The sequence below is a fragment of the Providencia sp. PROV080 genome (genome assembly GCF_033688105.1).
Lineage (GTDB): Bacteria > Pseudomonadota > Gammaproteobacteria > Enterobacterales > Enterobacteriaceae > Providencia > Providencia zhejiangensis.
In genome coordinates this window covers 1,843,329-1,857,337 of the sequence record NZ_CP096346.1, presented here as the reverse complement: position 1 = coordinate 1,857,337, position 14,009 = coordinate 1,843,329, and the positions used below count along the sequence as shown (strand labels likewise).

General features: G+C 42.9%; 13 protein-coding genes. 3 read left to right on the top strand and 10 right to left on the bottom strand.

The features are described from left to right. The first annotated feature begins 34 nt into the window (after window positions 1–34). Window positions 35–2,086, top strand: coding sequence for a bifunctional tRNA (5-methylaminomethyl-2-thiouridine)(34)-methyltransferase MnmD/FAD-dependent 5-carboxymethylaminomethyl-2-thiouridine(34) oxidoreductase MnmC (gene mnmC, locus M1F03_RS08075; RefSeq protein ID WP_251463990.1), 2,052 nt, complete (start codon window positions 35–37; stop codon window positions 2,084–2,086). 202 nt (window positions 2,087–2,288) lie between these two features. Here mnmC and M1F03_RS08070 read toward each other — a convergent pair whose 3' ends face one another. The 9 genes from M1F03_RS08070 to hutU all read right to left on the bottom strand — a co-directional run bounded on the left by M1F03_RS08070 (window position 2,289) and on the right by hutU (window position 11,798). After that, window positions 2,289–2,810, bottom strand: coding sequence for a GNAT family N-acetyltransferase (locus M1F03_RS08070; RefSeq protein WP_154624011.1), 522 nt, complete (start codon window positions 2,808–2,810; stop codon window positions 2,289–2,291). Between the two features lie 58 nt (window positions 2,811–2,868). Further along, window positions 2,869–3,141 carry a YfcL family protein gene (locus M1F03_RS08065; protein ID WP_154624010.1) on the bottom strand — a complete coding sequence of 91 codons (273 nt, stop codon included), beginning with the start codon at window positions 3,139–3,141 and terminating at the stop codon, window positions 2,869–2,871. Between the two features lie 29 nt (window positions 3,142–3,170). Beyond that, window positions 3,171–3,719, bottom strand: coding sequence for an elongation factor P hydroxylase (locus tag M1F03_RS08060; protein WP_154624009.1), 549 nt, complete (start codon window positions 3,717–3,719; stop codon window positions 3,171–3,173). 16 nt (window positions 3,720–3,735) lie between these two features. Then, window positions 3,736–4,539, bottom strand: a complete 804-nt coding sequence (locus tag M1F03_RS08055) for a TSUP family transporter (RefSeq protein WP_163861094.1) — start codon at window positions 4,537–4,539, stop codon at window positions 3,736–3,738. Between the two features lie 177 nt (window positions 4,540–4,716). Next, window positions 4,717–5,811, bottom strand: coding sequence for a chorismate synthase (gene aroC / locus M1F03_RS08050; RefSeq protein ID WP_154624007.1), 1,095 nt, complete (start codon window positions 5,809–5,811; stop codon window positions 4,717–4,719). Window positions 5,812–5,885: 74 nt separating this feature from the next. Beyond that, window positions 5,886–6,818, bottom strand: coding sequence for a 50S ribosomal protein L3 N(5)-glutamine methyltransferase (prmB, locus tag M1F03_RS08045; protein WP_154624006.1), 933 nt, complete (start codon window positions 6,816–6,818; stop codon window positions 5,886–5,888). A gap of 157 nt (window positions 6,819–6,975) precedes the next feature. Beyond that, window positions 6,976–8,373 (bottom strand): amino acid permease, encoded by a 1,398-nt coding sequence (locus M1F03_RS08040; protein WP_154624005.1) that lies wholly within the window; start codon window positions 8,371–8,373, stop codon window positions 6,976–6,978. A 195-nt stretch (window positions 8,374–8,568) separates the two neighbouring features. Next, window positions 8,569–10,101, bottom strand: coding sequence for a histidine ammonia-lyase (gene hutH / locus M1F03_RS08035; RefSeq protein ID WP_154624004.1), 1,533 nt, complete (start codon window positions 10,099–10,101; stop codon window positions 8,569–8,571). Between the two features lie 11 nt (window positions 10,102–10,112). Continuing rightward, window positions 10,113–11,798, bottom strand: a complete 1,686-nt coding sequence (hutU, locus tag M1F03_RS08030; protein ID WP_154624003.1) for a urocanate hydratase — start codon at window positions 11,796–11,798, stop codon at window positions 10,113–10,115. A 376-nt stretch (window positions 11,799–12,174) separates the two neighbouring features. Here hutU and M1F03_RS08025 point away from each other — a divergent pair, with 376 nt between their 5' ends. Further along, window positions 12,175–12,744, top strand: a complete 570-nt coding sequence (locus tag M1F03_RS08025) for a hypothetical protein (protein WP_154624002.1) — start codon at window positions 12,175–12,177, stop codon at window positions 12,742–12,744. Window positions 12,745–12,791: 47 nt separating this feature from the next. Here the strand turns inward: M1F03_RS08025 and hutC are convergent, their stop codons facing one another. Beyond that, complete coding sequence (gene hutC / locus M1F03_RS08020; RefSeq protein ID WP_163861087.1) at window positions 12,792–13,535, bottom strand: histidine utilization repressor; 744 nt, start codon at window positions 13,533–13,535, stop codon at window positions 12,792–12,794. A 311-nt stretch (window positions 13,536–13,846) separates the two neighbouring features. Here hutC and M1F03_RS08015 point away from each other — a divergent pair, with 311 nt between their 5' ends. Continuing rightward, entirely contained in the window at window positions 13,847–13,975 is a 129-nt protein-coding gene (locus M1F03_RS08015) for a hypothetical protein (protein WP_318840122.1), read from the top strand. Window positions 13,976–14,009 lie beyond the last annotated feature (34 nt).

Below are 14,009 nucleotides of genomic sequence, written 5' to 3'. Positions count from 1 at the left end.
TTTAACGATTATTTGCATAATAACAGGCATGAGTGTGAAAAAGTCGGTAGTAGAAGCAGCCCGCCTTAGCTGGAATGAAGAAGGCACTCCAATTTCAGAACAGTTTGATGATGTCTATTTTTCTAATCAAGATGGCCTTGCAGAAACCCGTTATGTCTTTTTGCAAGGAAATCAATTTCCAAGCCGCTTTGAAACACATCCTTTTGAAACCTGTGTTATCGCTGAAACAGGTTTTGGTACTGGATTGAACTTTCTCACTTTATGTCAATGTTTTGAACAGTTTAAGTTAAATCATCCTCAAGCAAAGCTACAGCGTTTGCATTTTATTAGCTTTGAAAAATATCCTCTTAGTCGAGAAGACCTTCAAGCCGCACACAGCCGTTGGCCTGAGCTTGCTCCCCTATCAAACATGTTATGTGAACAATGGCCTCAACCTTTACCAGGTAATCAACGTATTGTGTTAAAAAATGGGGAAATCATTCTTGACTTATGGTTTGGTGATGTAAACGAACAATTACCTCGACTTAATTGCAATTTAAACAATAAGATAGATGCTTGGTTTTTAGATGGATTTGCGCCTGCCAAAAATCCACAAATGTGGAGCGAACAACTGTTCACTGCAATGGCTAAATTTGCTCGAGAAGGAGGAACATTTGCCACTTTTACCTCAGCGGGTTTTGTAAAACGAGGTTTACAGCAAGCAGGTTTCACCATAAAAAAAATCAAAGGCTTCGGCCGTAAACGAGAAATGCTGACAGGTAGCTTAACGGCCAAACATGACATAAAAATGACACCTTGGTTTACGCGACAGCCAGCTTCACAACCAACTGATATTGCTATTATTGGTGGCGGGCTCGCCAGTTTGGCAAGCGCATACGCCTTAATCCAACGTGGGGCTAATGTCACTATTTACTGCAAAGATCCACACGTTGCCCAAAATGCATCGGGTAATCGCCAAGGTGCAGTTTATCCTTTGCTTAATGGCCGTGATACCCCATTAGAACGCTTCTTTGTGAGTGCATTTCCATATGCGCATCGCTTTTACCATCATCTTTCGGCATTAGGTCTTCAATTTGATGGGCAGTGGTGTGGCGTCTCTGAACTGGCTTATCATGACAGAAGTCGTCGAAAAATTGACGCGATGCTCCAGACTGATTGGCCAGAGGCATTTGCAGCCGAAAAAACACGCGAGCAATTAAGCGAATTGGCAGGCTTAGACGTCAATCATTCAGGGATCCATTATGCTAATGGGGGCTGGTTATCTCCAGCTCAACTCTGTGATGCCCTTATGCAGTATCTTAATAATAATGGCGTAAAATTTTATTTTAATCATGATATTACACAGTTACAGAACGCTAGTGAAGGTTGGCAATTAACGGCGGAGATCGCGGGTCAACAACAGCAATTTGTGCATCAAACCGTGGTTATTGCTAATGGTCACTTGCTCAATCAATTTCCACAAACTCAGCAATTACCGGTTACCCCCGTCAAAGGGCAAGTCAGCCACATACCAACGACACAGACCCTTAGCCAACTAAATAATGTCTTATGTTACGAAGGCTATTTGACCCCTGTTAATCCAAATAATCTGCAACACTGTATTGGTGCTAGCTACCAACGTGACCAATTGGATTTTGATTACAGTGAAGCTGACCAACAGGATAATCGCCAAAAACTCATCAATAGTTTAGCCGATGTTAGCTGGCCTGAAGAGGTTGATATTTCAGGTAAACAGGCTCGTCAAGGGATCCGCTGTGTTATCCGTGACCATATGCCACTGGTGGGCAATATTCCTAACTTTGCACAATTAATGGTGGCCTATGAAAATTTGCCTGAACAGATTAAGCAACAAGCTGACATCATCCCTGCTCCTGCCTACCCTAATTTGTTTATGTTAGGGGCATTAGGTTCACGAGGTCTGTCGACGGCGCCTTTATGTGCTGAGTTGCTCGCAGCACAAATTTTTGGTGAGCCTTTACCTTTAGATGATGAAACACTCGCGGCTTTACATCCAAACCGCTTTTGGGTCAGAAAGTTACTAAAAGGTCGGGAAGTCAAAGTAGGCAAGCCATCATCTAAACCATAAGCTGCTTTGCTGACAATGAAAATACTGACGACCCTAAGCGATGCGTTGTTATCAACGTTTAAAGATAACAGCGCCAATTGAACAGCGGCTTAATCAGCTATTTGTCTTACTTCAGAAAATTGATGATTAAGCCCATCACGAGATATATTCCACTTCATTCGCGAAAAAACGCTTTAATTCAGTATCCAAACTCACAATATGGTTATATTGATTTCAGGCTCATACGCATCGCACAACGTTCTTCAGCATTAAAGCCCGCTTCAACTTCTTGCGCTAAGATAGCTTTCAATTCCGAATTTAGCTCTGAGGTTTCAATCAAAGAAAACCCTAAGCGCTGATAATATGGCGCATTCCATGGAACGTCGCGGAAAGTGGTTAATGAAACAGATGCAAACTGCTGCTGCAATGCATAATTCAGAACATGAAGAATTAACTTCCGGCCGACTCCCTTGCCTTGCCAAGATTGGCAAACTGACACCTCATTGATATGCAGGCTGTCGGTTAACTTTTCAGCGTTGATAAAACCAATAGGTTGGTCCTCATCATTGACAGCAACCCATTCCATATTCTGTTGAATGTGTGTTAAGTGATCTTGTTCTGACTGTACATCATCAGCGGCAATCCAAGCATATTGGTGATGGTCACGAAATAGTTGCGCAGCCGAGCGTTCAATTTCAGGTAACTTGTTGGCATCAGAAGGTACGGCCTGACGAATAAAAAACATAAAAAAACCTATAAAAAAAGAGGAGTTTCCTCCCCTTTAACAAAAAATGACAAGTCGCTTAACGTACTTCATCAAGTAATGATTTCCACATATCTAACACCAATACCTGATCAGGTGGTGTGAGTTCTCCGCCTTTAATGGCCTGTTGAATACTGGCTTCAACACGCTGATAAAGGGCATCCGCACTACTTTCATTTTCTTGTTCAAGTTCTGCTACAGCAAGGGTTAAATGCCCACGCAAATAGCCACCCGCAAAGAGTTCATCGTCACTCGCGTGTTCGACCATATCATCAATTTTTGTCAGTATGCGTGTTTCAAAATCGGCAAGCATGCTTAATCCTTACTGTCGTTAATCTATCATTAGGCAAAAATGTCTTCCGGATAAGGGAAGGCTTCTGCACAAAGTGGTGGCGTATTGTAAAACGATTGTAATGCGTTCACAAAGCGTAATGGCCTTTCAGGGATACCATTTGCTAAATATTCCATCACTTGGGCATGTACTTTACGCTGGAATGCAATACGGTCAGGTTCGAAATCACCTTCTAAATTATCGCAACTGACGTTAAAAGGGATACCTACTGCCACACAAAACAGCCAATCTAAAGCTTGTGGTTTAATTTCAACAACTTCAAATTCACATTGTGTTTTTTCATCACGGCCATCAGGGCAATACCAATACCCATAATCAACCTGTTGACGCCGTGCTTCACCAGCAATGCACCAATGTGAAATTTCATGTAATGCGCTCGTGAAAAAGCCATGTGCGAACACAATACGGTGATAGGGTGTTTGCTCATCGGCAGGCAAATAAATTGGCTCATCGTCACCTTTCACCAATTTAGTATTATATTCTTTGTAAAAGCATTGTTCGAAAATATCGATCAACTGCTGATAATGGTGTTTACTCATGGAAATTCAAATCATCTTAAAATAACGAAACAACCCAAGCTTTAATGGCATCGCCATGGCTATCATGAAGTAATTTAATACTCATCAACAAGGAGATGATGACTATCATTGGTCGGATCAACTTTTGCCCTTTAGTTAACACCAAACGAGCGCCTAACCTTGCTCCCACCATTTGCCCTACAAGCATAACAAAACCTAAGACCCAAAGAACATGACCTCCGATAATAAAAAATATCAAAGAGCCAAAATTTGAAGCAAAGTTCAATAGCTTAGCATGAGCTGTCGCCTTCGCGAGGTTATAACCTAATAACAATACATAACCCAACGCTAAAAATGACCCTGTACCAGGCCCGAATGCACCATCATAAAAACCGATAGTCATCCCGACAGCAACCCCAAAAACAGGCATACTAATGCGTTGTTTACGATCTTGTGCACCAATAGAAGGTGATAACAGGAAATAAAGACCCACACAGATCACCATAATAGGGAGTAGCTGTTTGAGAAAATCCGTGTTAATCATTTGGATGAGAATCGCACCTAACATGGCGCCGATGATTGTCATGATAAAAGGGAACATCTGCTCTCGCAGATTAATCGCCTTACGCCTTACAAAATAAAGCGTCGATGAAAAAGATCCTCCAACGGCTTGGAGCTTGTTGGTTGCTAGCACTTCAACAGGAGTAATACCAACCGACAATAGTGCAGGTATGGTTAATAAGCCACCTCCCCCCGCGATAGAATCAATAAACCCTGCAAACAACGCAACACAAAAAAGTAATAGATAAACTTCAGGTGCAACAACGGTCAGCCAATCCATTTTTTATCCAAATTACAGAATTGCCATGATTGAGATATGTAATATACCCCGCAACACATAACGTATGTTAAGGCTAACAGGGTATCACTGCCCAGATGAGGTATTTTTAAGCAGGCGTCATCCAAACCTTCACATTAAAATAAGGGAGGATATCTCCTCCCTCATACGAATAGGCCATTACAATTCGCTAAATGGTTTCATCGCGGGTACAACATCAGCACACTGGCCACGATGACGTAAATAGTGATCCATTAAAACAATCGCCATCATCGCTTCAGCAATCGGCACCGCACGGATCCCGACACAAGGGTCATGACGGCCTTTCGTGATCATTTCTACCTCTTCACCATCACGATTTAAGGTTTTACCTGCCACTGTAATACTGGAGGTCGGCTTCATCGCAATATGGGCAATGATAGGCTGGCTGCTACTGATACCGCCAAGAATTCCCCCAGCATGATTCGAAGTAAAGCCTTCTCGCGTAATCTCATCACGATTTTCACTGCCTTTTAGGCCGATCACCCCAAACCCATCGCCAATTTCAACCCCTTTAACGGCATTGATGCTCATCAAGGCATGTGCAATATCTGCATCTAGACGGTCAAAGACAGGCTCACCTAAGCCCGCAGGCACATTTTCAGCCACCACCGTGACTTTAGCACCTATGGAATCGCCCTCTTTTTTCAATCCACGCAGCAGCTCATCGAGTGCATCCAGCTGGCTCGGGTCAGGACAGAAAAAAGGATTTTGCTCCACAATTGACCAATCTTTGATTTCGCATTTTACGCTTCCCATTTGGGTCAAGCAGCCACGAATTGTAATACCAAATTTCTCTTGTAAATACTTTTTAGCAATCGCACCTGCTGCAACACGCATCGCTGTTTCGCGAGCAGAAGAGCGCCCACCGCCACGATAATCACGCTGACCATATTTCTGCTCATAGGTATAATCTGCATGCCCCGGTCTGAATACGTCCTTAATGGCACTGTAATCCTGAGAGCGCTGGTCAGTATTTTCAATCAACAGGCCAATACTGGTTCCCGTTGTGATGCCATTAAACACGCCAGACAGAATTTTAACCTGATCAGGCTCGCGGCGTGCTGTCGTGTAACGAGACGTTCCTGGGCGACGACGGTCAAGATCCCCCTGTAAATCCGCTTCTGTCAAGGCGAGTCCTGGTGGTACGCCATCAATGATACACCCCAAGGCTAAGCCGTGAGATTCACCAAATGTCGTCACGCGAAACAGTTGCCCAATTGAATTTCCTGCCATGCCAAATTCCTACTTAATATTCAATGATTGTTATTGTGATGTTGTGATTGATTAGAATGCCGTGCAGGATTCACTTAATCAATATAAAGTTGAAAGTGTGCATGATGCTCAACTAATTGTTCACGAGTTAGCATAAAGACACCATCACCACCATACTCAAACTCTAACCAAATAAATGGGATCTCTGGATATTGTTCAATCAAATGGACCATGCTGTTACCGACTTCGCAAACCAGCACACCATCTTCAGTCAGGAAACGAGGCGCATTAGCTAAGATACGACGAACCAGTTTTAAACCATCACTGCCCGCAGCTAAAGCTAACTCGGGTTCAACACGAAACTCTTCCGGTAAATCATCCATATCCTCAGCATCAACGTAAGGCGGATTGGTCACAATCAAATCATACTTCACGTCTGGCATATCTCTGAATAAATCAGAGCGGATAGGTATAACTCGATGTTCTAAACCATGATTAGCAATATTTTGCTCTGTTACCGCCAGCACATCCGTCGAAATATCAACAGCGTCGACTTCTGCTTCAGGAAATTCATAGGCGCAAGCAATCGCGATACAACCACTACCAGTACACATATCCAGGATAGTTTGAGGTTCATCCGCTAACAACCCAACAAAGTGATTATTGATCAATTCACCGATGGGTGAACGAGGGATTAGCACACGCTCATCCACATAAAATTCGTGACCACAGAACCAGGAGCGATTAGTGAGATAAGCAACTGGAATCCGTTCATTGATGCGACGCAATACACGCTCAACAATACGATGACGCTCCGTCGGAGTCAGGCGCGATGTCAGTAGTTCATCCGGTATATCAAGGGGTAAATAAAGCGTTGGCAATACTAATTGTAACGCCTCATCCCATGCATTATCGGTACCGTGACCATAATAAACATTGGCAGCATTAAAGCGGCTCATTGTCCAACGCAAAATGTCCTGAATGGTATGAAGTTCAGCAACAGCTTCATCAACGAAGATCTTTTCCAAGAAGGGTTTCTCCAGACTGTGTATCGAAAGCCTTCAAGTTTGCCATGAAGTGAGACACAAATCAGCAGATTAATTCAATAAAATAATAAGGAAATGACAAGAAAGAGAATTCACCTGATTAGGCCTCCACTCATGGAGGCCCAAATGAAAACATTCGTTATTCTACCGACTCCGCTTCATAGCGAGTTTGACTGGTGGTTTCAGGTTTTTTCACCCACAGCGCATACGCACCGGCCAAGATGACTAACCAAACAATACCAACATATAAGGCGATACGTGTGTCCTCGAAATAGCCTAATACTCCAAAGATAAACAACATAAATACGATAGCGAGCGCGGGGCCAACCGGCCATAATGGCACAGGAAACTTCAGCTTACTCACCTGCTCCGCTGTCATTTTGCGGCGCATCGCAACTTGTGAAACGAGGATCATCAACCATACCCAAATCGTGGCAAAAGTTGCAATAGAAGCAATAATTAAGAATACTTTTTCTGGGATCAAGTAATTTAATATGACGCCAACGAGCAGTACAAGTGACATAACCAATACTGTCATCCAAGGCACACCATTTTTAGTTAATTTAGTGAAGGCTTTCGGAGCTTGGCCTTCATGGGCCATGCCATACATCATACGACCGGCACCAAAAATATCACTGTTAATCGCTGAAATAGCTGCCGTAATCACAACGACGTTCAATATATTCGCGGCAGATGAAATACCTAAACTATCAAAGATTTGAACAAATGGACTGCCCTGCTGCCCGATCTGATTCCAAGGATAGATACACATCAATACAAAGAGGGTTAAAACATAAAATAATAGGATACGAATAGGTACAGCGTTGATTGCTCGAGGGATAGTGACGTCAGGGTTTTTCGCTTCGCTTGCTGTGATACCTATCACTTCAATCCCACCAAAAGCAAACATGACGACTGCAAATGACGCAATCACACCAGCAACCCCATTTGGCATAAAGCCACCGTGCTCAAATAAGTTAGCGATGCCAACAGCATGATCAGAGGCTTGTCCAAAACCAAACAGCATAATCGCCGCACCACCCACGATCATTGCTACAATAGCGACAATTTTAATAATAGAGAGCCAAAACTCCATTTCGCCAAAGACTTTGACATGGCATAGATTAATTGCCCCAATAAAACAGATGATACTCAAGACCCAAATCCATTGAGCGACGTCAGGGAACCAGAGTTTCATGTAAAAACCAAAGGCTGTCACGTCAGCCAAACATACAATGAGCATCTCAAAGACGTAAGTCCAACCTGCAAAAAAGCCTGCTCGCGGGCCTAAATAATGACTCGCATATTGAGAGAAAGAGCCCGCGATGGGGTTATGTACGGCCATTTCGCCCAATGCGCGCATTACCATAAAGACCGCGGCACCGCCAATAATATAAGCAATCAGCACCGCAGGACCTGCTGTAGAAATTGCTTTTGCCGAACCATAAAATAAGCCTGTACCAATCGCTGCCCCAAGGGCCATAAACCGGATGTGCCGCGCCGAAAGTCCGCGCGTAAGTTTTGTTGTGCTTTGCATGATTTATCCTTCGTATTATTGTAATAATTGTTTTTAATAATGGTCGTGCAGATAAATACTACAAGCGGTCGATACATTGCCGACCACTTACACTCGCGATGCATCAAGATGTAGCCTTTGAGCAAGACTGCTCTACGGCTTAGGCGGCTACATCCTGAATGATTTAGAGTATATTATTTGCGTGATGTATAAGACTTAATTGGAAAAGAGTGAGCCCTCTGTGAATAACATTGATAATTGATGTTCAGCGATGAGGTTAATTGCTGCATCGATATCCGGTGAAAAATAGCGATCCTTATCGTAATAAGCGACTTTCTCACGCAAGATCTTACGTGCTTTTTCTAGCGTTTCACTTGACTTTAAGCCGTCACGGAAATCCATGCCTTGACACGCTGACAACCATTCAATGGCTAATATTCCCGTCACGTTTTTCGCCATTTCCCACAAACGACGCCCTGCCGCTGGAGCCATAGACACATGGTCTTCTTGGTTTGCCGAGGTTGGTAAACTATCCACACTTGATGGATGTGCCAATGCTTTGTTTTCACTTGCTAAAGCAGCCGCTGTTACCTGAGCAATCATAAACCCTGAATTAACCCCTCCATTATTCACCAAGAAAGGAGGTAATTGAGACATGTGAGTATCCATCAGTAAAGCAATCCGTCGTTCAGACAACGCACCGATTTCAGCCAGCGCGAGCGCGATATTATCCGCCGCCATCGCCACCGGTTCTGCATGGAAGTTACCACCAGAAATAATATCGCCATTATCTGTAAAGACGAGAGGGTTATCAGAGACCGCATTTGACTCTATGAGGATCACTTCAGCGGCCTGACGAATTTGTGTCAAACATGCGCCCATGACTTGAGGCTGGCAACGTAATGAATAGGGGTCTTGCACTTTGACACAATTTTCGTGTGATTGAGCCAATTCACTGGTTGGTGTTAAGACATCACGGAACAGCTTCGCCACATCGATTTGCCCTTTCTGACCACGAACCTCATGGACGCGTGCATCAAATGGTTTACGTGACCCCAATGCTGCCTCGACACTCAATGAGCCACACACAATACCACTTAGCAGCAAATTCTCCGCCTCAAATAGCCCCTTTAATGCAAAAGCGGTCGATACCTGAGTACCGTTTAATAACGCTAAACCTTCTTTAGCCTCCAGCTTTAATGGTTTTAGTCCCGCCTTATCAAGAGCCGATTTCGCACTGATCCATTTACCTTGATAATGTGCTTTACCTTCCCCCAATAAAATTAAACTCATATGTGCTAGTGGCGCCAAATCACCCGATGCCCCTACTGAGCCTTTAGCAGGTATAAATGGATAAACTTGGTGGTTCACTAACGCGATCAACGCTTCAATAACCTCTAAGCGAATACCTGAAAAACCACGCGCTAAGCTATTAATCTTTAATACCATAATCAAGCGGACAAGTTCATCATCAAGAGGTTCACCGACACCCGCAGCATGTGACATGACAATTGAACGTTGCAATGATTGCAAATCTTTCGCCGCAATCCGTGTGTTAGCCAACAAACCAAATCCGGTATTGATGCCATAAGCTGTTTTATCTTCAGCAATAATTTTATTTACCGTTGCCACACTTTTTTCAATTGCCGAATGAGAGCGTTTGTCTAACGAAACGATGACTTCCTGTGAAAGAACAAGACGCAAATCATTCAGTGTCATTTTACCCGGATGAATAGTTAACTTAGTCATTTTGGCACCTCTTAGCGTGTTTTAAGCATCGGTAGATTAAGATTTTTTTCTTGCGCACATTCAATCGCAATATCATAACCTGCATCGGCATGGCGCATAACGCCTGTAGCTGGGTCATTGTGTAGCACTCGGGCAATGCGTTCAGCGGCTTCATCTGTACCATCACAGACAATCACGACCCCCGAATGCTGAGAGAAGCCCATACCAACACCACCGCCATGATGTAAAGAAACCCATGTTGCTCCACTTGCTGTATTCAGCAGTGCGTTTAATAGTGGCCAATCCGATACCGCATCTGAGCCATCTTTCATCGCTTCCGTTTCACGGTTTGGACTTGCCACTGAGCCTGAATCAAGGTGGTCACGCCCAATCACAATTGGCGCTGAAACTTCACCGTTTCTCACCATTTCATTAAACGCTAAACCTAACTTAGCTCTATCTCCTAAACCCACCCAACAAATACGTGCGGGTAAACCTTGGAAGCTAATGCGTTCACGCGCCATATCAAGCCAACGGTGCAAATGCTTATCGTCAGATAAAAGTTGTTTAACCTTAGCATCGGTTTTATAGATATCTTCAGGATCACCAGATAGTGCTACCCAACGGAAAGGGCCAATGCCACGACAGAACAACGGGCGAATATAGGCTGGTACAAACCCAGGGAAGTCAAACGCATTTTTGACGCCCATTTCGAGAGCCATTTGACGGATATTGTTGCCATAGTCGAAAGTTGGAATACCTTGCTTTTGAAATGCAAGCATCGCTTTAACATGCTCCGCCATCGATGCTTTCGCAGCTTTTGCGGTACCTTCAGGGTCTTTCACACTACGTTCACGGTACTCATCCCAGCTCATACCCATAGGCAGATAGCCGTTCAAAGGGTCGTGGGCACTCGTTTGGTCTGTCACCATATCAGGGCGAACGCCACGTTTGACTAATTCAGGTAAGACTTCCGCAGCATTAGCACATAAGGCAATAGATACGGCTTTCCCTTCTGACGTATATTGTTTAATACGCGCTAATGCGTCATCCAAATCTGTCGCTTGTTCATCGACATAACCTGTACGTAAACGAAAATCAATGCGACTTTGTTGGCATTCAATGTTCAGTGAGCAAGCTCCCGCAAGCGTCGCAGCTAATGGTTGAGCGCCCCCCATACCACCTAATCCAGCCGTCAATACCCAACGTCCGGTTAAATCACCGTTATAATGCTGGCGCCCTGCCTCAACGAAAGTTTCGTATGTCCCTTGGACAATGCCTTGGCTACCAATATAAATCCAACTCCCTGCGGTCATTTGGCCATACATGGCCAAGCCTTTCGCATCGAGTTCGTTAAAGTGTTCCCAATTCGCCCAATGAGGAACGATATTGGAGTTAGCAATGAGCACTCTAGGTGCATTTTCATGCGTTTTAAAAACGCCCACAGGCTTACCTGATTGTACAAGTAAGGTTTCGTCGTTTTCTAAATTTTTGAGGGTTTCAACAATTTTGTCATAGCACTGCCAGTTACGAGCAGCACGGCCAATGCCACCATATACAACCAGTTCATGTGGATTTTCAGCGACATCAGGATCTAAGTTGTTCATCAGCATGCGTAATGGCGCTTCAGTCAACCAGCTCTTTGCACTAAGAGCGTTACCACGAGGTGCCCTAATATCACCATTCCTGTATTTATTATTTATCGTTGTCACATTCATACCCTCTTCGAAAGATTCAGTTTGTACTGATAATGTCTCCCTATAGATATAGTTGTATATACATGTACAATCAATAATCTTTTTAACATGACCATTAAGAAAAAAAAGATTAAAAAACCCAATTTTTTATTATTTATCAATAACAATGACTAAAACCACCATGTTTAAAACGGTTAATTTTTCTTCTAATTATGCAGCTCAGATCACATTAATTTTACATTTGGTTCACATCATTTGTTTTTCCGCACACGCAATGTCAGTTTTCTTTTTAAAATGCAAAATTACCTAAAGAGACTAACCAATTCAGACTATTTACCTTATCTATGTGTTTAAAATCTCTAAAGATAAAAAATGCACACCTAAATTCGGATAAATCATGGAAAACAACCTATTCGCTCAATTTGCAAAGAGGCGACATGAGACTAATAGTGAGAGGCTAGAGCAATTGACCCAAGAGTTTGCTCATCATTTGAGTGATACTCTATTTTGGATCGCGTCAAAAAAAGTTGGCTCACAAATTAGCTTTGAATTGATTTCAGGGGATAATAGTGACTCTCCCCCCTCCCTATTCGCGTATATGAACAGTGATGGCTCTACGGAATATCCAACAACCATTCTTGATGATATTGAACATCATGGACGTCAATATACGGCGATCCGCGGCAGCTACTTGATTGCCCTTTCACAAAAAATCACCACGACTCTCCACATTTTGGATGAGAATAATGCGTCTATTGTTCTTTCACATGACATGCAACTGAAGCTGCATCAGATCATTAAATCTCTGTGGACAACTGAGACTGAAGTAGACCCACTACCAACAATTCATGCACAGCCCACTGATACGCAACCTGCTGCAAAAAAGCGTTCATGGCTTAAGTTTTTTATTTTCAGTGCAATATTGATAATCGTCTGTGCGACAGGATACTGGCTGTATAGGCATTGATTAACGTGAAGATAGAAAGCAACACAATAATGCGTTGCTTTTTTTAATTAAGAGGTGAAGTGCCCTTTTAATTTATAGCGATGTCCTGGAAAGAGCAGTTTAGTGCTGGTGACAACAAAAGATTGAGACCAAGTCCGCCGAGAAATTAACAAACAGGATGATCCCACAGCAATATTCAATAATTTAGCGGCTCGCTCATCGGCCTCAACCGCTTCCACAATATGCTCACCTTCAGTTAAAGGCGCAACCATCGACAGGTAATCATGGGGTGTGATGGTCGTAAAATTTTGTTGTAAATACTCAGGTGCAGCCAATGCATTGACATATCTATCCTCAATTTGCACCGCAATTTCGTTTTCGTAGTGCACAATGATGGAATGAAATACTGGGGTTTCAGGGGAAATATTCAGTTCACTAGCCAGTGAAATTGAAGCAGGTACCTGCTCTAATTTAATAATTCGACAGCTATAATGATGATTTCTTGCAAGAATTTCAGCTTCAATACTATGGACTTCAAATAATGCCGATTGGCCTTTAGGCTCAGCAACGAAAGTACCTATACCTTGCACGCGGACTAGTAATCCCTCTGCGGTCAGTTCCCTTAATGCACGATTTGCGGTCATGCGGCTACATTCAAACTGTTTGACGAGTTCTGATTCAGAAGGAACGCGATCATTCGCTTGCCATTGCCCTGTATGGATTTTCTCAATGATCAATTGTTTTACTTGCAAGTAGAGTGGGATAGGCGTGTCCCGATTCCCCTTTTTATCGGCTGTCACAATTATTTCCATTTTAAACGTAAAATGCCAAACCCTTCGCGTGTATTTTAAATATAAACACATGAAATATAAGGGTTACCTTCATACCTTTGGGTTGTACTAACAAACAACACAAATACTGACAGTCGCAAATAAAACTTAATAGTTCCACTCTAATGAGTATGCCTATTAAGATTCAAAAACAGCAATTCACCCTATCTTATAGGCTATTAGTTGCATAATACAAAGTATTGATAATACTCATAACATTAAGCAATAAGAATTTTATTATTTAATAAATCACTTTAAAAATCAAAAATAAGGCTCAGTTTACGCGCTCCATAATGCCGCCTATTGCTAAGCAGTGGGGAAACCTTATCGATATTGAAATCCCCATTCATCACCACAACCAGCAACCATCAACCATCAACCATCAACCATCAACCATCAAGCGAACTGTGATAGTGATTTAATACCTTTCATAACCAACAAATAACGGGATAAATG